Genomic DNA, 19619 nt, shown 5'->3' on the forward strand with positions numbered 1-19619 from the left:
AGGAGTGGGTGAGGGCATGGCGGCCGTACCTCTGGCCCGGTGGGGGCGGATCAGGCGGTGTCGGCAGGGAAGGTGCCTGCGTAGATGTCCTTGATGTTCCAGTGACCCGGGGTGGGCACCGGCTCGTTCACCATCGGTACGTCGAGCACGGCGGGCCTGCGCCGGGCGATCGCATCCGCCAGGGCCTTACGCAGGTCGGCTGGTACGTCGATGACATAGCCGTCGGCGCCGCACGACTCGGCGTAGCGGGCGAAGTCCGGGCTGTACGGGCGTCCTTCGGGGTCGGTGAACTCGCAGCCGTACGACCGTCCGAACGCGCCCGCCTGGAGGTCGGCGATGGTGCCGTGGGCGCGGTTGTTCATCACCACGAAGATGACGGGAGCTCCCTGCTCCACCGCCATGGGCAGCGCGGGGAGTTGGGCACTCATACCGCCGTCGCCGATCAACGCCACGACGACACGGTCGGGTTGGGCGAGCTGAACGCCGACGGCAGCGGCCGGGCCGAAGCCCATCGTGGAGGCGCCGCCGGGGGTGATGAAGCGGCCCTGGTCGGGGAGTTCGTAGCACTGGGCGACGCCGTTCTTGTTCCAGCCGACGTCGGTCACGAGAACGGCGTCCTCGGGGAGGGCGTCCCGCAGGTCGGCCAGGATGCGCTGGGGGCGGAGCGGGAAGTCGTCGCTGCGCCCGGCCTCCCGCGCCGCGTCGAAGACCGTGCGGCGGGCGGCGGTGATGCTGTCGCGCAGTCCCGGACGGGTGAGCGGGGCGCTCCGCCGCTCGCGGACGGCGGCCGTGATCGCTTCGAGAGCGAGCCCCGCGTCCGCCACCACCCCTGTCTCCACCGGGTAGTTGCGGCCGATCTCGGCCGGATCGAGGTCGATCTGGATCAGGCGGCTGGGCGGGAAGTTCCAGGTGTACGCGCTCTCCCAGGAGCTGGCGTCGGTCTCGGCGAACCGGGTGCCCACCGCGAGGACGACGTCCGCACCCTTGGTGTGCTCGTGGGTGGACTCCACCCCCCAGAACCCCGGCATGCCCAGCAGCAGGGGGTGCCCGTCCGGCAGCACGCCCTTGCCCATGAGGGAGTGCGTGAGCGGGATGTCGAGGTGTTCGGCCAGGTCGAGGAGGGCGGTGCGGGCACGAAGGTCGCGGATGCCTCCGCCGAAGTAGATCAGGGGGCGCTGGGCGGTCAGGAGCGCTTCGGCGATGCGGACGGCGGTGGGTTCGTCCAGGCCGGGGCGGCCCAGGTGGACGGGCAACGGGTGGTCGTAGGGCTGCACTTGGCGGTTGAAGAGGTCCATGGGGACGTTGACCAGAACGGCGCCGGGCCGTCCGCTGGTCGCGGTCCAGAAGGCTCGCTCGGTGGCTCTGCCCAGGTCCTGGACGCGCTGGACGTGCCAGGTGCGCTTGGTGAAGGGGCGGTAGATGGCGCTCTGGTCGGCGTCGGCGTGGAGGTTGACCTCCTGGTGCGGATGGCGGCCGTGGTAATACGAGGGGATGTCGCCGCTGATCACGACGAGCGGGATGGAGTCGAGGGCGGCGGTGGCGACGCCGGTGACGGCGTTCATCATGCCGGGGCCGACGTGGGTGAGCAGGACTCCGGGGCGGCCGGTGGCGCGGGCGTAGCCGTCGGCCGCGTGGGCGGCGGTCTGTTCGTGGCGGGCGATGACGAACTCGATGGGGCTCGGGCCGAGGGCGTCGAGGAGGGCGATGTTGGTGTGTCCGCAGGTGCCGAAGACGTACTCGACGCCGTAGGACCGGAGTTGGGTGACGAGGGCCTCGGCCGCGGTCACGGTGGTCACGGGGCCTCCTTCGGCAGCTCGCGCAGGTCGCCCCAGGGGGACAGGCCGCGCAGCACTAGGGTCTTGACGACGGTGTAGTCGTCGATGAGCCAGCGGGGGGCTTCGCGGCCGAAGCCGGAGTCCTTCACGCCGCCGAACGGGACGTGGTCCAGACGGAAGTTGGAGGAGCCGTTCACGATCAGGCCGCCGACCTCCAGACACCGCCAGGCGGTCATGACGCGAGCGAGGTCGTGGGTGAACAGGCCCGCCTGGAGCCCGTACCGGCTGGCGTTGCACTCGTCGAGCACGGTGTCGAAGTCGTCGTAGGGCAGGACGGCGACGAGCGCGCCGAACACCTCGTGCACGACGACCGACGCGGTGCGCGGCGGGTCGGCGACGATGGTCGGGGCGGCGGTGGCGCCGTCCCTCGTGCCTCCGCGGATGACCGTCGCGCCCAGTCCGGCGGCCTCCTTGGACCACTCCACCACGCGCTCGGCTGCGGCCTCGTCGACCATGGAGCCGACGTCGGTGGTGTCGTCGAAGGGGTCGCCGACGACGAGCGCGTCGACCGCGGCGGTGAACGCGTCGAGAAACGCCGGGTAGTTGGCGCGGTGCACGTAGACGCGCTGGACGGAGACGCAGCTCTGGCCGGAGTTGCTGTAGCCGGTGCGGGCGCAGACGGCGGCCGCTTCCGATGGGTCGGCGTCCTCGCAGACGATCGTGGCCGCGTTGCCGCCGAGTTCGAGGGCGAGGCGTTTGGCTCCGGCGGCGTGGGCCACGGCGTTTCCGGTGGTGGCGCTGCCGGTGAAGCTGATGACGTCCACCTCGTCGGAACCGCAGAGCGCGGCGCCGATCTCGCCGCCGCCGTGCAGGAGTTGGACCGCCTGGTGGGGCAGTCCGCTGTCGAGAAGGAGGGCTACCACGGCGGCGGAGGCGGCCGGGGCCTGCGGCGGCGCTTTGACGAGGGTGGTGTTGCCGGCCGCGAAGGACGCGCCGAGTTTGTGGGCGAGGAGGTTGGCCGGGGCGTTGAACGGGGTGATGGCCAGCGCCACTCCGGCCGGGGCTCGGTAGGTGAGGGCGGTGGTGCCGATGCCGGTCGGCCAGCCGGCCGCCGGCAGGTTCTCGCCGTCGATACGGCGGGCCTCGGCCGCACAGACGGCAAACGTCGAGGCCACGCGGTCGATCTCGGTGCGGCTGTCCTTGAGGGGTTTGCCGAGTTCGAGGGCGAGGAGGCGGGCGAGTCGGTCGCGGTGGGTGGTGGCGGTCCGGGAGGCCGTCTCCAGGATCTCCGCGCGGGCGGCCGGTGCGAGTGAGTCGATCTGCGGGGCGTAGTCGCGGGCCCGGGTGAGGGCGTGGTCGATCTCGGCGGCGGTCGCCGTGGGTGCCCGGCTGACCGTGCGCCGCAGGTAGGGGCCGGTGCGGTCGAGGGGTGGGCCCTCGCCGCCCCAGGAACCCGAGACGTAGGAGGGCACGTCGACGGGGTCGCTTCCATCGGCGGCTTTGAGGAGGTCTTGCAGCATTACCCCTCCAGAGAAACCATCAGGTGGTTTTCATGGACTGCTGTGCGGGTTGGCGTGTAACGTACGGGCGGCCGGGAGGCCCTGACAAGAGGCCGGGCGCAAGGAAGTTGAAGCCGCCGGTTCTCCCCGGACCCTGGACTGGTGGAAGCTGTCGCCCCAGGTGCCGGTGCTCGTCCGTCGAGCGGTACCGGCTTGTTCGCCGACTCGCGAAGGAGACACCGTGGACGCGGACCAAGGCCAGGGCGGAGTGCGGAGTGTGCGCCGGGCTCTGGACATCCTGTCGCTGCTGACCGAGGATCAACCCGCCGTCCCGCTCCGGGACATGGTGGAGGCCACGGGCCTGCCCAAGACCACCGTGGTGCGCCTCGTGCAGACCCTGGAGCAGTACGGGCTGCTGTGGGCCACACCGGGCGGCTACACCGCCGGACCGGGTCTGTGGCGCTGGGCCCATCTGGCGCACACCAGTTGGGAGTTGCCCCCCGACACCCAGAAGCTGCTGCGCGAACTCGCCGAGCGGCGGGGCGAGACGGCGAACCTGATGATCCGCCGTGACATCCACCGGGTGTGCGTCGCCCAGCAGGAGAGCCCCCAGCCGCTGCGGCATGTGGTGCGGGTCGGTGACGAACTGCCCCTGTGGGCCGGTGCCTCGTCCAAGGTGCTCCTGGTGGGGGCGACCGACGGTCTGCTGCAACGGGTCGCCGCCGACTCCCCGCACGGGGTGGCGCACATCGAGCAGTTGCGGCAGTGGGCCGAGGAGGCCGCGACGCGCGGCTACGCCGTCAGCCACGGCGAGCGCGACGTCGGCCTCACCGCTGTCGCCGTACCCATCCGCACGCAGTCGGGCGTGGTGGTCGCCTCGCTCTCGCTCAGCGGCCCGAGCGCGCGCATCCCCGACCGGCTCACCGGGGAGTTCGCCGAGGACCTGGCCCAAGTGGCGGCACGCATCGCGTCACAGGGATTCGACCATCCCTTGGGGCCGCCCGCCTGACACAGTCGCCGGCGCCGCCCGCGCGGTGCCCCGGAAGGAGACGCCATGCACGCCCGCCCGCCCTCCAGGCCGCTCCACGGAATCCGCGTCCTCGACCTGACGAACGTCCTGGCCGGCCCCTACTGCAGTTACCAACTCATGCTGCTGGGCGCCGAAGTGGTCAAGATCGAACGCCCCGGCCAGGGCGATCTGGCCCGCAGCCTGGGCCCCGATCCCGCCCTCAACCGGGACGGGGTCGGGGCCTCCTTCCTCGCCCAGAACGCCGGCAAGAAATCCCTGGAGCTGGACCTCAAGGACACGGCCGACCGGGCCGTGCTCGAAGATCTACTCACCGGCGCCGACGTCCTGCTGGAGAACTTCCGGGCGGGCGTGCTGGCCCGGATGGGCTACGGCTCCGAGCGCCTCGCCACGCTCAACGAACGCCTCGTCTACTGCTCCATCTCCGGATTCGGCCACACCGGCCCGATGAGCGACGCACCGGCGTACGACCAGATCATCCAGGGCCTGACCGGCATGATGAGCGTCACCGGCACGCCGGAGACGGCGCCGCAGCGCGTCGGCTTCCCGGTCTGCGACACCACCGGCGGGCTGATGGCGGCGCTCGCCATCAGCGCCGCGCTGCTGCACCGCGAGCGCACCGGACGCGGCACCAGGCTGGACGTCTCCATGCTGGAGGCATCGTTGTCCGCCATGGGCTGGGCCGTGTCCAACTACCTGGTCAGCGGGGTGGAGCCGGAGCCGCTGGGCGACCAGAACGCGACGGCCGCGCCCTCGGGCACCTTCCACGCCCTCGACGGGCCGCTCAACATCGCAGCCAACCAGCAACGCCAGTTCGAGACGCTCTGCCGGCTGGTGGGCGCGGAGGAACTCGTCTCGGACCCCCGGTTCCGTGAGCGCGAGCAACGCAAGCTGCACCGCGCCGAGTTGAACGCCGCTCTCAACGACGCCCTCGCCACGCGTCCGGCCGCCGACTGGGAGCGCGAACTCAACGCCGCCGGGGTACCCGCCGCCCGTGTGCTCACGGTGCCGCAGGCCCTCGGGCAACCGCAGCTTGAACACCGGCGCTTCGTCACGGAGTTGGAGCACCCGGGGCGGACCGGACACAAGCTCAGGGTCATGGGCAACGGCGTGCTCCACGACGGCGAAGCCCTCACACCCCCGTCTCCCCCGCCCCTGCTCGGCCAGCACAACCACGAGCGGGAACAGCTCGCCCGCCGCTGGGCCACCGAGGAGGCGGCCGCGTCATGACCTCGCCCCAGCACGAGGCCGACGAGGTCGCCCTCTGGTGGGCCACCGCCGTCAGTCACATCGAGCCGGGGAGCATCGAACTGCGCGACCGGCCTGTCCAGGAGCTCATCGGCACCACGAGCCTGGTCGACGTCATCTGGCTCTTGCTGCGCGGCGATCTGCCGACGTCCCGTCAGTCCGCGCTGCTGGAGGCCGCGTTGGTCGCGGGCGTCGACCACGGCCCGCAGGCCCCCTCGATCGCCGCCGCCCGCATGGCGGCCACCTGCGGCGTCGGCCTCAACAACGCCGTCGCCACCGGCGTCAACCTCCTCGGCGACTCCCACGGCGGCGCCGGACAACAGTGCGTGGAGATGCTCGACGACATCCGGGCCCGGCACAGCGCGGGCGCGAACTGGCCCGACGCGGCCCGCGAGGTGATGGCCGACTGGCAGAGCCGCTCACGCCATCTGCCCGGTTTCGGACACCGCTTCCACCCCATGGACCCGCGCCGCGACCCGTTGTTGGAACTCGTTCACGAGGCGGTGGCCGACGGCGTGGTGGAGGGCGAGTATCTCGATGCCGCCCTCGCCGTGGAGGAGTTGCTACGGCTGCGCCGGGCCGGGGCGCGTCCCGTGCCGATGAACATCGACGGGGCCACCGCCGTCATCTACGCCGAACTGGGCTTTCCCGCGCCGCTCGCGCGTGGCCTGTTCGTCCTCAGCCGGAGCGTGGGAGTGCTCGCCCACGCCTGGGAGGAGACCGGTCAGGGCCGCCGCAACAAGGGCCCCATCCCCCGCGGCATCATGCCCGCGCGACTGCCGGTTCCCGAAGACATCTGAACTCAGGACATCTGAACTGAGGGCATCTGAACTATCGGCGTCCCGGCTCTTGTCACACCCGCGACGCGTACCTAACGTAGCTAACCGCCAATCGGCAACCATCCTACGGGTTTCGCAAACCGTACAGCGGACCAAGATCCGCAACAGACACTCCCTCCCCCTCTCCTCAGCCCACCGGCCCCCACGCCGCGCGGACTGGTCAGGTTTATGCCACGAAAGTGAGGGATCATGGATAGACGCAGCTTTCTCACCTCGACGGCCGCCGGAACGGCGACGACGATAGGCGTGCTCGCCGCTCCCCCGGCGCAGGCCACCGAAGCCCTGGCTCGCCCGGTACCGGCCCAGTCCCACCCGGCGACGGGCCGGAACTTCCCCAAAGCCGGCGGCAACCTCGGCAACCACAACTACTCGTCCCTCAAGCGGATCACCACCGACAACGTCCGCCGACTGGGCGGCACTTGGCACATCAACCTGGAGAACGGCTCCACCAGCGGCTCCCAGCAGTGCGCGGTCGTCGCGCAGGACGGCGTGCTCTACCTCGCCACCACCCAACAGAACGTCTTCGCCGTCGACGGCCGCACCGGCCAGGTCCGCTGGAAGACGAACGTCGGCACCGACACCACCAACATGCGCGGCATCGCCCTCGGCGAAGGCCTGGCCTTCACCATCTCCGGCTCCAACCTGGTGTACGCCCTCGACCAGAAGACCGGCGCCGTCGCCTGGACCCGCGAGCTCCTGGTCGAGGACCAGGGCGACCCGGGCTGCGACCCCGAAAGCGGTCAGTGCGGCGGCAGCAAGGGCGGTCTGGCAGGTGCCGTCGTGTACTGGGACGGGCTCATCTACGTCGGCACCGAGGGCAGTACGGCCGGCGCCCGAGGCCGCGGTTACGCGCTCAAGGCATCCACCGGCGAACTCGTCTGGACCTTCTGGGGCACCCCAGGCCCCGGCGAGTACGGCCATGACACCTGGGAGGGCGACACCTGGAAGACAGGCGGTGCCGTCTGCTGGATCCACCCCGCCGTCGACCCCGAACTCGGCCTGGTCTACTGGGCGTTCGGCAACCCTTATCCCCGCACCGACGGCTCCACCCGCGGCGGCGACAATCTCTTCGCCAACTGCCTCGTCGCCCTCGACGCCAAGACGGGCGAAAGGCGCTGGCACTTCCAGTCCGTCCACCACGACATCTGGGACTACGACAACGTCATGCCGCCCGTCCTCGCCGACCTGCTCATCAAGGGCAGGAAGCGCAAGGTCGTCGTCTACGGCAGCAAGACCTGCATGTACTACATCCTCGACCGCGCCACCGGCGAGCCCGTGCACGGCATGGAGGAACGCCCGGTCCCCCAGCACGCGGCGCAGAAGACCGCACCGACCCAGCCGTTCCCCGGCGGCGAGCCCTTCGTCGAGACCGAACCCCGCCTGGACAAGGCCACCCGCCCGGTGCCCTTCTACCCGACCGGCGGCATCTACGAGGTCCACTGGGACCGCGCCACCATCCTCTTCCCCGGCGCGGGCGGCGGCGCCGACTGGGCCTTCCCCTCCTTCAGCCACCGCACGGGCCTGGTCTACGTCGGCTACGGGCTGATCAACTCCGCCTACTCCAACACCCACGGCGGCCGCGTCAACACCGCCCGCCCGCTGGGCGAGTACTTCGCCGGCGGGCTCGCGGCCGTCGACCCGCGCACCAACACCGTGGCCTGGCGACAGGAGGGCGACTGGTCGCTCGCCCACGGCAACGGCATCCTGAGCACCGCGGGCGGCCTCCTCTTCCAGGGCCGCCCGGACGGGGTTCTCACCGCCCTCGACGACCGGGACGGACGGCAGCTGTGGAGTCGGCAGTGCGGGGCCGGGGTCAACACGAGCCCGCTGACGTACGAGATCGACGGTGAGCAGTACGTCGCCGTCCTGGCCGGCGGCAACGGACTGCCGTACCCGGACGTCCCAAGGGTGACCACCTTTGGGCGTTCAAGCTGGGCGGGACCCTCAGCCCGGCCACGGCTCCCACTCCCCCCTCCCGCCGCAACCAGATCCGCGCGGCCGCCGTCACCGGGGCCCTCGCGAACAACACCGTGACCCTGGGCCGTACTTGGGACAGCTCCAGAAACGCGCCAGGAGCGACGGAGAGCCTGGTCGCCCAGAACGCCATGGCCCCCCAGCATCTGACCATCGCGAAGGGCACCACGGTGACGTTCACCAACCCGCCGGACAACAAGTCCGCCCACGGTGCCGTCGCCTTCTTCGAGGCCGAGTTCGACACCGGCCTGCTCATGCCGGGCCAGTCGTACACGCACACCTTCGACACGGTCGGCGAGTTCTTCTACAACGACCCGATCGCCCCGCAGAGCACCGGAAAGATCGTGGTCCAGTGAGCCGGAGGACAGCAACCATGCGGCGCGTCACACCGATCCACGCGGCCCTCACCTGTGCTTCGGCCGCCCTCGCCCTGCTCCTGACCGGCACCCTCAGCACGGCCCAGGGCCGGGTCGGCGCAGGCGCCCAGGAACTCGGCGACCCCCACTACGGCGTATGCCGGGGAGCCGACCCGCGTTGCTACCACGACTGGGGCAACTTCGACGCCTCCAAGGGCTACCGCGTCCTCCTCTACACCCGTACCGCCGGCCCCCGGCACGCCAACCTCGGCCCCGCCCTGGCCGCAGGCCTCAACCCCTCCCTGACCGCCGCGAACGTGGTCCAGAACGCGGTCGTCAAGCTCGGCGCGGACAACGGATTCCAGGTCGACTACACCGAGGACGTCACCCAACTCGCCTCCCCCGCCACCCTGTTCCGGTACAACGCGGTCGTCTTCTTCTCCACCAGCCGCGACACCCTGGACGACGCCGCCCAGACCTCGTTGCGCCAGTACATCCGCGGCGGCGGAGGCTTCGTCGGCATCCACAACGCCTTCGGCACCGAGTACAACTGGCCCTGGTACGAGGGCCTGCTGGGCGGCGCCAACTTCTACGACCACGGCCCCGAGCAGCCCGGCACGGTGCTCACCGTGAACCGCAAGGACATCTCCACCAAGGATCTGCCGCGCGCCTGGACCTTCACCGACGAGTGGTACAACCTCGTCCCCGCGCCCAGCCGGGTGCGGGTGCTCGCCGAGGTCGACGAGAGCACCCTGGGCAAGGGGGTGGCCGGCAACTACCACCACCCCGGCCACGGAGCCGACCATCCCGTCGCCTGGTGCCAGTACTACGACGGCGGGCGGGCCTGGCTCACCACGCTGGGCCACGACGCCAAGGCCTTCACCACCGACGGCTCCTACCCCGGCGCCACCGAGTTCCAGAAGCTCATCCTCGGCGGCATCGAGTCCGCCATGGGCAAGAAGCCGTTCTGCAGGTGACCCCCGCCAGATAGCTCACGTTTCCGGGCAATCACGGATCATGCGGCACCCTCCACTTGCATCGAGGAAACCGATCTGTTTCCCTAGCTGGAAACCGATCGGTTTCCAGCCGATGTCCAGCCCATGATCAGTAAGCAAGGGGAAACATGAGCACCACCATCGACCGCGGGGCGCCCGCCTCCGGCAAGAAAGACTCGGGCCGCCGCGGTTCACACGCCATGCGCTGGTGGGTGCTGGTCGTGCTGGGCACGGCACAGCTCATGGTCACGCTCGATGCGACCGTCGTGAACATCGCGCTGCCCGCGGCCCAGCACGACCTCGGTTTCAGTGACGGCAGCCGGCAGTGGGTCATCACGGGTTACGCCCTGGCGTTCGGCAGCCTGCTGCTGCTCGGCGGCCGACTCGGTGACCTGTTCGGCCGGCGCACCACCTTCGTGTCCGGACTGATCGGTTTCGCGGCCGCCTCCGTCGTCGGCGGCGCGGCCGGCAACTTCGAAGTCCTTGTCGGGGCACGTGTGGCACAGGGCCTCTTCGCCGCGCTGCTGGCCCCCGCGGCCCTCTCACTGCTCAGCGTGACCTTCACCAACCCGTCCGAGCGACCGAAGGCCTTCGGCATCTTCAGCGCACTGGCCGGTGCGGGGGCCGCGGTCGGCCTGCTGCTCGGCGGCATGCTCACCGAATGGACGTCGTGGCGCTGGGTGATGTACGTGAACGTCATCTTCGCGGGCGTCGCGCTCCTCGGCGCGCTCCTGCTGCTGGCCAAGCCCGCGGTCACCGAACGGCCCCGGATCGACATCCCGGGCACCATCACGGTCAGCGCCGCGCTCTTCGCCATCGTCTACGGTTTCGCGCACGTCGAGTCCACCAGCTGGACCGACCCGGTCAGCCTCGGGTCCCTGGCCGGCGGCGTGGTGCTGCTCGCGGTGTTCGTGTGGCTGGAGTCCCGGGTCGCGCATCCGCTGCTGCCCCTGCGACTCGTGCTGGACCGGACCCGCGGTGGTGCGTTCCTCGCGGTGTTCGTCCTGGGCATGGGGATGTTCTCGATCTTCCTGTTCCTGACCTACTACCTGGAGGCCAGCATCGGCTACTCGCCGATCGAGGCCGGTCTGGCGTTCCTGCCGATGGTCGCGGGCATCGTCGCCTCGTCGACCACCGTGCCGTCGCTGGTGCTGCCCAGGGTCGGACCGAAGATCGTGATCACCGCCGGGTTCCTGGTCTCCGCCTCCGGCATGGCCCTGCTGACCCGCCTCGCCCTGGACAGCACCTACGTCGCCCACATCATGCCCGGGATGATCCTGCTGGGCCTCGGCATCGGCGCGGTGATGACCACCGCGTTCCAGGGGGCGACCTCAGGCGTGCACCACGAGGACACGGGCGTCGCCTCGGCACTGATCAACACCAGCCAGCAGGTGGGCGGCTCGATCAGCACGGCGCTGCTGACCACCGTCGCCTCATCGGCCACGACCGACTACCTGACCTCGCACAAGCCCAGCGCGCTGGCCGCGGCGCAGGCCGGGGTCGAGGGCTACACGGCCACCCTGGCGTGGGGCGCCGGCATCTTCGTGATCGGCGCGGTGCTCTCGGCGTTCCTGATCCCGAACCGGGCTCTGGCGCCGTCGGAGGGTGAGCCCGTGATGGCCCACTGAGCCTGGAGCCGCCGGAAAGTCACGGCGATCATTCGACGGCCTCGGTACCGCCCCCTACGGGGTGGCTCCGAGGCCGTCGGCAGGTACGGGGCCGTACGGAAACGCTAAGGCGGCGTGATGCCGAGTCGCTCGGCGAGTTCCTCAGCGCCGACGCCGTACGTCTCGCGGATCCGTACGCCCTCGGTGCCCACGTCGAAGACGCCGTGGTCCGTGTAGACGCGGCTGACGCAGCCGACTCCGGTGAGCGGGTAGGTGCACCGCGGCACGAGCTTCGGCTCACCGGAGCGGGTGAAGAGCGTCATCATCACGTAGACGTCCTTGGCGCCGATGGCGAGGTCCATGGCGCCGCCGACAGCGGGGATGTCGTCGGGCCCGCCGGTGGTCCAGTTGGCGAGGTCGCCGTCGAAGGCGACCTGGTAGGCGCCGAGGACGCAGACGTCGAGGTGCCCGCCGCGCATCATGGCGAAGGAGTCGGCGTGGTGGAAGTACGCCGCACCCGGCAGCTCGGTCACCGGGACCTTGCCGGCGTTGGTCAGGTCGGGGTCGATCGCGTCGCCCTCGGCCTTGGGGCCCATGTTGAGCATGCCGTTCTCGGTGTGCAGCACCACCCCGGAGCCGGCCGGCAGATGGTCGGCGATCTTGGTGGGCTGCCCGATGCCGAGGTTGACGAAGGAGCCGGCCGGGATGTCGCGGGCGATGACAGCGGCCAGCTCGTCCATCGAGAGACGGTGGTCGGTGGACGTGACGGTCATCGTGCCCCCTGCACGGTGTAGTGACGGGCCTCGACCTGGACGACCCGGTCGACGTAGATGGACGGGGTGACAACGGCCTCGGGGTCGAGCTTGCCGGGCTCGACGACCTCGTCGACCTGGACGATCGTCGTCGTCGCGGCCGTGGCCATGACCGGTCCGAAGTTGCGGGCGGTCTTGCGGTAGACGAGGTTGCCCATGGTGTCCGCGACATTGGCGCCGATCAGCGCGTAGTCGCCCTTGATGGGGTACTCCAGCAGGTACCTCCGGCCGTCGATCTCCCGCTCTTCCTTGCCCTCGGCCAGCGGCGTGCCGACCGCGGTCGGACAGTAGAACGCGCCGATCCCGGCACCGGCCGCGCGCATCCGCTCGGCGAGGTTGCCCTGCGGCACCACCTCCAGCTCGATCTTCCCGGCGCGGTAGAGGTCGTCGAAGACCCAGGAGTCCGCCTGGCGCGGGAAGGAGCACAGCACCTTGCGCACCCGCCCCGCGGCCAGCAGCGCGGCCAGTCCGACGTCGCCGTTGCCGGCGTTGTTGGACACGATCGTGAGGTCCTTCGCGCCCTGCCGAATCAGCGCGTCGATCAGGTCGAACGGCATCCCTGCGAGCCCGAAGCCGCCGACGAGGATGGTGGACTCGTCCTCGATCCCGGCGACCGCCGCGTCGGTGCTCTCGAGGATCTCCGCGCGGCTCACTGGACCGCCCCCGTCGCGTCGCAGTTCTCGAGCACGACGGCCAGGCCCTGGCCGACGCCGATACAGATCGCGGCGACGCCGTAACGCTGCCGCGTCTCGCGCAGCACCTTGGCCAGCGTGGCGAGGATTCGGCCGCCCGAGGCACCCAGCGGGTGGCCGATGGCGATGGCGCCGCCCTTCTGGTTGACGATGGCGGGGTCGATCTTCCAGGCGTCCAGACAGGCGAGCGACTGCACGGCGAAGGCCTCGTTGAGTTCGACCGCACCGACCTGGTCCCAGCCGATCCCGGCCCGGGCCAGCGCACGGTTCGCCGCTTCGACGGGGGCGTAGCCGAAGGCCTGCGGCTCCAGCGCCATCACCCCGCGCCCTGCGATACGGGCGATCGGCTCGGCCCCGATCGCGGCCGCGGCCTTCTCACTGCCCAACAGCACGGCGGAGGCGCCGTCGTTGAGCGGGCTGGCGTTGCCCGCGGTGATGGTGCCGCCCTGCTCCGCCGTACGGAAGACCGGCTTGAGGCCCGCCAGGACCTCGGGGGTGGATCCGGGCCGGATGCCCTCGTCGCGGGTGAGGTCGATGCCGTCGACCGGCACCACCAGATCGTCGTAGAAGCCCGACTCCCAGGCGGCGTGGGCGAGTCGGTGGGAGCGGGCGGCCAACTCGTCCTGGCGCTCGCGGGAGATCCCGAAGCGGTCCCGGAGCTGCTCGTTGGACTCGCCGAGGCTGACCGTCCACTCCTTCGGCATCCGCGGGTTGACCAGCCGCCAGCCGAGGGTGGTGGAGACGGCGGTGACATCGCCGACCGGGAAGGGCTTCGCCGACTTGGGCAGTACCCACGGCGCACGCGTCATCGACTCGACGCCGCCGGTGAGCACCACCTCGGCGTCCCCGGACTCGATCGTCCGGCTGGCTGTCATCGCCGCGTCGAGGCTCGATCCGCACAGCCGGTTGACCGTGGTGCCGGGGACGCTCACCGGGAGCCCGGCGAGGAGTGCGGCCATGCGGCCGACGTTGCGGTTCTCCTCGCCTGCGCCGTTGGCGTTGCCCCACACCACGTCGTCGATGGCTGCGGGGTCGAAGCGGGGCACCCGGGCGAGCGTCGAGGTGATCGCGGCGGCGGCGAGGTCGTCGGGGCGGACGCCGGCCAGCGCGCCGTTGAAGCGGCCGACCGGCGTCCGGGTCGCGGCGTACAGGAAAGCACTCATGACAGGGACGCTAATCCCGGGCCGCGATATTCTGAAGTACACATATCCGATGCGATTGATATGGACGGCATATGGATCTGCGGCACCTGCGGTACTTCGTGGCGGTCGCCGAGGAGCGGCACTTCGGGCGTGCGGCCGAACGGCTCCACATGGCTCAGCCGCCGCTGTCCCAGCAGATCCGGCAGCTGGAGGCGGAGCTCAGCGTCGAGCTGCTGCACCGCACCACACGGCGCGTGGATCTGACCGAGGCCGGCCGGGCCTACCTGGCGCGGGCCCGCGCGATCCTCGCCGACGTCGACGAAGCCACCCACCACGCACGGCTCGTCGCCGCCGGCTCGGTCGGGCACCTCGCGATCGGGTGCGTGGGCTCGGCGACGTACAGCCTCCTGCCCGCGCTCTCGCGCCGGCTCACGGCGGAGCTTCCGGGCGTCGACTTCTCCTTCCGCGGCGAGATGCTCGCACCCGACCAGGTCGAGGCGCTGCGCACCGGCGCGATCGACGTCGCACTGCTCCGGCCACCGGCGGCCGACCTGTCCCTCACGGTGCACACCCTGCGCCGGGACCGACTCGTCGTCGCCGTACCGGTCGAGCATCCCCTCGCGCGCCGGAAGAGGCTCCGTGTCGCAGACCTCTCCGGTGAATTCCTGATCGTGCACTCCGCCGACCGCCGGTCCGTGATGTACGACGTCGTCCTGGGCCTACTCCGCGACGCGGGCGTGGAGCCGCACATCCGCCACGAGGTCGGCGAGACGTCGACCCTGGTGACGCTCGTGGCAGGCGGGCTGGGTGTCGCCGTCGTACCCGAGCCGGTGACCGCGCTGGCGCTCGACGGTGTCGCCTACCTGCCCCTGGCCGGGGCGGACGCACGCGTGGAGCTGGCCGTCGCCCACCGAGCCGACCGCGCCGAACCGCACCTGGCGCGCACCGTGGGGATCATCCGCGCGGCGATCTGAGCGACAGGGACCGTACCCCTCCCTGACGTGGCCCGCCGGATCTGGTCCGGCATCTGCCACATCAGGGCATCGAGGAGACACCGGCACCGGCACGGCGAGCGCCGGGATCGCAGCCCTGCGCGAGGTGCTCGGCGCGCCGAGGGCCCTGCGCGACTACGGCATGCCCGAGGGCGGCATCGCCAAGGCACTGGAGCCGATCATCAAGGCGCTGCCGGCCAACAACCCCGCTCCCGTCAACCCACGCCAACCTGACCCTGCTGCTGCGGGCGGCGTGGTCAGGCGAACCGATCCGCTGAAAGAGGCCGCCATGGCTACCCACGTCACCATCGACTCGGCCCGGACCGACGGCAAGCCGCTCGCCGGCGCGCGGATCGAGGTCTGGGAGGCCGACGAGGACGGCCTGCACGACGTGCGCACGGCGACGCCCGACGGCCCTCTCGTCGACGCCACTTGGAGCCGGGTGCGCTTCGACATCGTCCTCGCGCCGGCAGGCGTCTGACGTCATGGGGTGAGGCGGTACAGGGCGGCGCCGTGTGCGGGGAGGTCGAGGCGCAGAGTGCGGCCGTCGTGCGAGGCGTCGGTGTGGGTCCACAGCTCCCGGACACGGTCGTCGGGCTGGGCGCCTATGGAGCCCAGGGGCACGTCGACTCGCTGAGGGTTGTCGGCGAGGGAGAACACCGCGGCGTAGCGGGTGTGCCCGTCGGTGTCGCCGGCGGTCCACAGGACCAGGTCCTTCTCGCGGAGGACCTCGCGGTTGTCCTTGCTGTGCCAGAGGACCTCGAGCGCCTCGTCGTCGGTGAGCAGGTCGATCGTTGCCTGGGAGCTGGTGGGCAGGTCACCGCCCACCATCAGCGGGGAGCGGGAGATGAACCACAGGGTCAGCAGGCTGATCTGCTCGGCGTGGGTGAGCCGGGACTGGCGGTCCTCGCCGCGCTCGGCGCGGATACCGATGCGGCCGAGGGGCAGCATGTCGGCGTCCGCCCAGCCGCGCTCTCCCTGCCACGGGGCCCACCTGGCCATGCGCGAGAACTGCGCCTCGACGTCCTCCCACCGGTCCCACAGGTCGTCGCACACGCGCCACATGGTGGCGTTCTCCCGCAGGTGGTCGAGGTGCGCGAGGGAGACGTCGGTGCCCGGGGAGAGGCTCAGTTCGATGGGCCGACCGCTGCGGGTGATCGCCAGGGCGTAGGCGCTGATCTCCCGGTCGTGGTACGGGAAGAGCATGTCGTCGGCCTTGATGAAGTCGACGCCCCACTCGGCGAATTGGGCGACCTGGGAGTCGTAGTACGCCTGCGCGCCGGGGTGCTCGTGGTTCAAGCCGTAGTTGTCGGGGTTCCAGGGGCAGACGGAGGTGGTGTCGGCGATCTCGTCGGCGGTGAACTCGGTACCGGCGACCGGCAGTCGGTTGGCGACGGCACGGCGCGGGATGCCACGCATGATGTGCAGGCCGAACCGCAGGCCCATCCGGTGCACACGGTCGGCGAGCGGCTTGAAACCCGCGCCGTCCGCCGCGGAGGGGAACCGGTTCGGCGCAGGCAGCTGGCGGCCATGGCCGTCGAGGACCACTGGCGGGTCCTCGTTGTAGCCGTGCGAGCGGGCGGTGGGGTCGTACCACTGGATGTCCACGACGACCGTGTCCCAGCCGTGGGCCAGCAGGTGGTCGTGCATGAAGGCCGCGTTCGCGAGGACCTCGTCCTCGGTGACGGTGGTGCCGTAGCAGTCCCAGCTGTTCCAGCCCATCGGCGGACGCAGGTGTCGTTCGGGGATCGGGCGGGCGGATCGGGTCATGGCTGATCCTTTCCTGTACGGGTGTGCGGGACGTTGGACGGGTGTCGCCGGGATTCCCTAGGTCGCGGATGGCCGCATCAGGCGCACTTCGCGCAGCCGGACGGCAGTTGCGGATCCGGCCGCTTCGAATCGGACCTCGACGGGTCCGGCGGGCCGGTCCGGGTCCAGGGGAAACACCTGGCAGATCTCCTCACCTTCGCGATCCGGCGAGGGCGTGATCGTACCGAGTGTCACTCCGTCGACCAGCACGCGGGTCGGCCCCGCGTCGAGGTCCGAGAGCTGGACCACCTGAAGCCCGTTGACTGTGCCGTCGGGGTCCGACAGCCGAGGCGAGCGGCGGGGCCCCGTATCAAAGGCCAGGCCCTCCGGGAGGAAGGATGGGGGCCTCAAGAGTTTCGTCGCGGTCGCACACGAGGGTGTCTCCGCTCACCCGCAGGCGTGCGACATGGACCGAACTCCGGCGGTCCTCATGGCTGGTGTGGGGACCGGGGCGGTCGTCGGGTCGCGCGGGGTGGGAGAAGTAGAAGACGTACGCGCCGAGTTCGCTGGTGACGACATCGGCGTGGTAGCCGTACCCCCCGTCGTCCGGGCCCTGCCCGGGACAGTCGAGGACGAGTCCTCGCGGTTCCCATGTCTCGAGGTCCGTCGAGTGCAGAACGCGCTGGCCGTGCCATTCGTCGATGAGCATCCAGTAACCGCCGTCCAGTTCGAAGACGTTCGGTCCTTCGTGCTCCGAGATCTCGACGGCGGGTCCCCGTACGGTCCACCGGGCCAGGTCGTCGCTGTCGGCCGCGTAGGTGTGCCCGTGATCGGCCTCGTCCTTGTACCACATGCGGTAGCCACCTGTGGGGAGCCGCAGGACGCAGGCGTCGATCACTCTGTCCGACGAGAGCGACAGAGTGGAACGGTAGGTCCACGAGAAGAGGTCGTGGCTCGTGTAGTGGCGGATCACACGTGCGTGGCCCGGCCACTGGGTCGGAACACCCCGGATCACACTGACATACATGTGGTACTGGGTTCCGTCGTCGACGATCTCGGGGGCCCAGTAGGTGTGTCGCCCGGGCTCGGTGTCGAGTCCTTCGGCGATTCCCCGGTACAACCAGGTGGCCCCGCCGTCCGCGGAGGACGCGATCCCGATGTCGGTCCCGTGGATCCAGCTCACGTCGTCGATCGGCGGTGCGTCGGCGCGTCGGCTCGTGTAGAACATCCACCACTCGCCGGCCTGCCGGTTCCAGATGACGGTGGGGTCGGTCGCGCCGTCGTGCATGGGGTCTCGGAACAGGGGGCGAGCAACGGTTGTCATCGGTTCTTCCCTGGTGTGAGTGTGAGGGTGTCGATGGGTCGCAGGGGTCAGTCCTGCTTCGCCGTCAGCCGGATCATGTTCCAGGAGAGCGGTTCGAGTACGGCGTGCAAGGCGCCGTCGGTGACGGTGGTGCCGGTGGCGGGGTGCGGGACGACACGGTCGGGCCGGTCCGCGGTGTTGGTGGCCTCCGGGTCGCTGTCGGCCAGGACCAGGTGCTCCGCCAGGATGTGGGCGTCGACGCCGCGCAGGTCGATGTCCAGCGGCAGGGCGTCCGTCTGACTGCGGTTGACCGCGAACACGGTGACCTCGCCGGTCTCGTCGTCGATGACGGCGGTGGCGTGCAGCAGCGGTACGTCACCGAAGCGGGCGGTGGGGTACGTCGGGCTGTCCACGTCGACGCGGAGGACCCGGCCGCGGCCGTACGCCGACGCCTGGGCGAAGGGGAAGAAGGTGGTCTGCCGCCAGGCCTGGCCGCCCGGCTCGGTCATGATCGGCGCGATGACGTTGACGAGCTGGGCCAGGGAGGCCGCGGTCACCCGGTCGGCGTGCCGCAGCAGCGCGATGAGCAGCGAGCCGAACACCACGGCGTCGGTGACGGTGTAGACGTCCTCCAGCAGGCGCGGCGCCTGCTGCCACTCCTCTACGTGGTGCGGGTTGGGCCGCTGCTGGTACCAGACGTTCCACTCGTCGAAGGAGAGGTTGATGCGCTTGTCCGCCTTGAGGCGGGCACGGACGTGGTCGCAGGTGGCGATCACCGACTCGATGAAGTGCTCCATGTCCACGGCGGACGCCAGGAAGGAGTCGCGGTCACCGTCGATCTCCTCGTAGTAGGCGTGCAGGGAGACATGGTCCACGAGGTCGTACGTCTCCTGGAGGACGGTCGACTCCCAGGAGGCGAAGGTCGGCATGGCGGAGCTGGAGCTGCCGCAGGCGACCAGCTCCAGACCGGGATCGACCTGCCGCATGGCCCGGGCGGTCTCGGCGGCGAGGCGGCCGTACTCCTCGGGGGTCTTGTGCCCGGTCTGCCAGGGGCCGTCCATCTCGTTGCCCAGGCACCACATCCGGATGCCGTACGGCTCCTTGCCGCCGTGGGCGATACGCCGGTCGGAGAGTTCGGTGCCGCCGGGGTGGTTGGCGTACTCCAGCAGCCGTACCGCGTCCTCCACACCTCGTGTGCCGAGGTTGACGGCCATCATCGGCTCCATGCCGGTCCTGCCGCAGAACTCCATGAACTCGCCGAGGCCGAACTCGTTTGTCTCGGTGGACTTCCATGCCAGGTCCAGCCGGGCCGGCCGCTCCTCGCGCGGGCCCACGCTGTCCTCCCAGCGGTACCCCGAGACGAAGTTGCCGCCGGGGTAGCGGACGGTGGTGACGCCGAGTTCCCGGACCAGTTCCAGGACGTCCTGGCGCAGACCGTCGGCGTCGGCGGTGGGGTGGCCGGGCTCGTAGATGCCGGTGTAGACGCAGCGGCCCAGGTGCTCGACGAACGATCCGTACAGCCGGGGGTTGACGACACCGATGCCGAACGCCGAATCGAGGGTGAAGCGTGCGGGGGTGGTGCGGTGGGACATGAGTGCTCTGCTTTCTT

18 protein-coding genes are annotated in these 19619 nt (G+C 70.6%); 9 read left to right on the plus strand and 9 right to left on the minus strand.

The annotated features are described in order from the left end of the window. Window positions 1–50: 50 nt before the first annotated feature. Together ABKA17_RS35080 and ABKA17_RS35085 are read right to left on the minus strand one after the other, a co-directional pair. Window positions 51–1796, minus strand: a complete 1746-nt coding sequence (locus ABKA17_RS35080) for a thiamine pyrophosphate-binding protein (RefSeq protein WP_353696386.1) — start codon at window positions 1794–1796, stop codon at window positions 51–53. After that, window positions 1793–3295, minus strand: a complete 1503-nt coding sequence (locus tag ABKA17_RS35085) for an aldehyde dehydrogenase family protein (RefSeq protein WP_353696387.1) — start codon at window positions 3293–3295, stop codon at window positions 1793–1795. The genes ABKA17_RS35080 and ABKA17_RS35085 overlap by 4 nt, the downstream gene beginning before the upstream one ends. Window positions 3296–3515: 220 nt before the next feature. On the opposite strand from ABKA17_RS35085, the gene ABKA17_RS35090 reads away from it, so the two are divergent. The 7 genes from ABKA17_RS35090 (at window position 3516) to ABKA17_RS35120 (ending at window position 11341) form a co-directional block, all read left to right on the plus strand. Then, on the plus strand, window positions 3516–4283 hold the full coding sequence (locus ABKA17_RS35090) for an IclR family transcriptional regulator (RefSeq protein ID WP_353696388.1): 768 nt from the start codon (window positions 3516–3518) through the stop codon (window positions 4281–4283). A gap of 45 nt (window positions 4284–4328) precedes the next feature. Continuing rightward, entirely contained in the window at window positions 4329–5531 is a 1203-nt protein-coding gene (locus ABKA17_RS35095; protein ID WP_353696389.1) for a CaiB/BaiF CoA transferase family protein, read from the plus strand. Next, window positions 5528–6349: a citryl-CoA lyase gene (locus ABKA17_RS35100; RefSeq protein WP_353696390.1), complete on the plus strand. Its 822-nt coding sequence runs from the start codon at window positions 5528–5530 to the stop codon at window positions 6347–6349. The genes ABKA17_RS35095 and ABKA17_RS35100 overlap by 4 nt, the downstream gene beginning before the upstream one ends. A gap of 228 nt (window positions 6350–6577) precedes the next feature. Beyond that, entirely contained in the window at window positions 6578–8422 is a 1845-nt protein-coding gene (locus ABKA17_RS35105; RefSeq protein WP_353696391.1) for a pyrroloquinoline quinone-dependent dehydrogenase, read from the plus strand. After that, window positions 8419–8718: a cupredoxin domain-containing protein gene (locus ABKA17_RS35110; protein ID WP_353696392.1), complete on the plus strand. Its 300-nt coding sequence runs from the start codon at window positions 8419–8421 to the stop codon at window positions 8716–8718. The genes ABKA17_RS35105 and ABKA17_RS35110 overlap by 4 nt, the downstream gene beginning before the upstream one ends. Before the next feature lie 17 nt (window positions 8719–8735). Next, window positions 8736–9695, plus strand: a complete 960-nt coding sequence (locus ABKA17_RS35115) for a ThuA domain-containing protein (RefSeq protein ID WP_353696393.1) — start codon at window positions 8736–8738, stop codon at window positions 9693–9695. Between the two features lie 146 nt (window positions 9696–9841). Beyond that, a complete protein-coding gene (locus ABKA17_RS35120; protein ID WP_353696394.1) occupies window positions 9842–11341 on the plus strand; it encodes an MFS transporter in 1500 nt (499 codons plus the stop codon). A 104-nt stretch (window positions 11342–11445) separates the two neighbouring features. On the opposite strand, the gene ABKA17_RS35125 is transcribed toward ABKA17_RS35120, so the two are convergent. The 3 genes from ABKA17_RS35125 to ABKA17_RS35135 are packed head-to-tail and all read right to left on the minus strand — an operon-like array spanning window position 11446 to window position 13987. Next, window positions 11446–12093: a 3-oxoacid CoA-transferase subunit B gene (locus ABKA17_RS35125; RefSeq protein WP_353696395.1), complete on the minus strand. Its 648-nt coding sequence runs from the start codon at window positions 12091–12093 to the stop codon at window positions 11446–11448. Beyond that, window positions 12090–12785, minus strand: a complete 696-nt coding sequence (locus ABKA17_RS35130; RefSeq protein WP_353696396.1) for a 3-oxoacid CoA-transferase subunit A — start codon at window positions 12783–12785, stop codon at window positions 12090–12092. The genes ABKA17_RS35125 and ABKA17_RS35130 overlap by 4 nt, the downstream gene beginning before the upstream one ends. Beyond that, window positions 12782–13987 carry a thiolase family protein gene (locus tag ABKA17_RS35135; RefSeq protein WP_353696397.1) on the minus strand — a complete coding sequence of 402 codons (1206 nt, stop codon included), beginning with the start codon at window positions 13985–13987 and terminating at the stop codon, window positions 12782–12784. The genes ABKA17_RS35130 and ABKA17_RS35135 overlap by 4 nt, the downstream gene beginning before the upstream one ends. A 71-nt stretch (window positions 13988–14058) precedes the next feature. On the opposite strand from ABKA17_RS35135, the gene ABKA17_RS35140 reads away from it, so the two are divergent. Together ABKA17_RS35140 and ABKA17_RS35145 are read left to right on the plus strand one after the other, a co-directional pair. Next, window positions 14059–14940: a LysR substrate-binding domain-containing protein gene (locus tag ABKA17_RS35140; RefSeq protein ID WP_353696398.1), complete on the plus strand. Its 882-nt coding sequence runs from the start codon at window positions 14059–14061 to the stop codon at window positions 14938–14940. A gap of 124 nt (window positions 14941–15064) precedes the next feature. Next, window positions 15065–15439: a hypothetical protein gene (locus ABKA17_RS35145; protein ID WP_353696399.1), complete on the plus strand. Its 375-nt coding sequence runs from the start codon at window positions 15065–15067 to the stop codon at window positions 15437–15439. Between the two features lie 2 nt (window positions 15440–15441). Here ABKA17_RS35145 and ABKA17_RS35150 read toward each other — a convergent pair whose 3' ends face one another. The 4 genes from ABKA17_RS35150 to arfA all read right to left on the minus strand — a co-directional run bounded on the left by ABKA17_RS35150 (window position 15442) and on the right by arfA (window position 19602). Next, a complete protein-coding gene (locus ABKA17_RS35150; protein ID WP_353696400.1) occupies window positions 15442–16728 on the minus strand; it encodes a glycoside hydrolase family 27 protein in 1287 nt (428 codons plus the stop codon). Window positions 16729–16785: 57 nt separating this feature from the next. Continuing rightward, a complete protein-coding gene (locus tag ABKA17_RS35155) occupies window positions 16786–17016 on the minus strand; it encodes a hypothetical protein (RefSeq protein WP_353696401.1) in 231 nt (76 codons plus the stop codon). A gap of 61 nt (window positions 17017–17077) precedes the next feature. Further along, window positions 17078–18031, minus strand: coding sequence for a glycoside hydrolase family protein (locus ABKA17_RS35160; RefSeq protein WP_353696402.1), 954 nt, complete (start codon window positions 18029–18031; stop codon window positions 17078–17080). Window positions 18032–18078: 47 nt separating this feature from the next. Continuing rightward, window positions 18079–19602: an arabinosylfuranosidase ArfA gene (gene arfA, locus ABKA17_RS35165; RefSeq protein ID WP_353696403.1), complete on the minus strand. Its 1524-nt coding sequence runs from the start codon at window positions 19600–19602 to the stop codon at window positions 18079–18081. Window positions 19603–19619 lie beyond the last annotated feature (17 nt).

Source organism: Streptomyces sp. RG80 (assembly GCF_040446465.1).
Taxonomy (GTDB): domain Bacteria; phylum Actinomycetota; class Actinomycetes; order Streptomycetales; family Streptomycetaceae; genus Streptomyces.

Excerpts from the sequence above, each read along its gene's own strand:
- ABKA17_RS35085 (WP_353696387.1), bottom strand. The coding sequence starts at position 3,295 with ATGCTGCAAGACCTCCTCAAAGCCGCCGATGGAAGCGACCCCGTCGAC.
- ABKA17_RS35095 (WP_353696389.1), top strand. The coding sequence starts at position 4,329 with ATGCACGCCCGCCCGCCCTCCAGGCCGCTCCACGGAATCCGCGTCCTC.
- ABKA17_RS35100 (WP_353696390.1), top strand. The coding sequence starts at position 5,528 with ATGACCTCGCCCCAGCACGAGGCCGACGAGGTCGCCCTCTGGTGGGCC.
- ABKA17_RS35105 (WP_353696391.1), top strand. The coding sequence starts at position 6,578 with ATGGATAGACGCAGCTTTCTCACCTCGACGGCCGCCGGAACGGCGACG.
- ABKA17_RS35115 (WP_353696393.1), top strand. The coding sequence starts at position 8,736 with ATGCGGCGCGTCACACCGATCCACGCGGCCCTCACCTGTGCTTCGGCC.
- ABKA17_RS35120 (WP_353696394.1), top strand. The coding sequence starts at position 9,842 with ATGAGCACCACCATCGACCGCGGGGCGCCCGCCTCCGGCAAGAAAGAC.
- ABKA17_RS35125 (WP_353696395.1), bottom strand. The coding sequence starts at position 12,093 with ATGACCGTCACGTCCACCGACCACCGTCTCTCGATGGACGAGCTGGCC.
- ABKA17_RS35135 (WP_353696397.1), bottom strand. The coding sequence starts at position 13,987 with ATGAGTGCTTTCCTGTACGCCGCGACCCGGACGCCGGTCGGCCGCTTC.
- ABKA17_RS35140 (WP_353696398.1), top strand. The coding sequence starts at position 14,059 with ATGGATCTGCGGCACCTGCGGTACTTCGTGGCGGTCGCCGAGGAGCGG.
- ABKA17_RS35150 (WP_353696400.1), bottom strand. The coding sequence starts at position 16,728 with ATGACCCGATCCGCCCGCCCGATCCCCGAACGACACCTGCGTCCGCCG.
- ABKA17_RS35160 (WP_353696402.1), bottom strand. The coding sequence starts at position 18,031 with ATGACAACCGTTGCTCGCCCCCTGTTCCGAGACCCCATGCACGACGGC.
- arfA (WP_353696403.1), bottom strand. The coding sequence starts at position 19,602 with ATGTCCCACCGCACCACCCCCGCACGCTTCACCCTCGATTCGGCGTTC.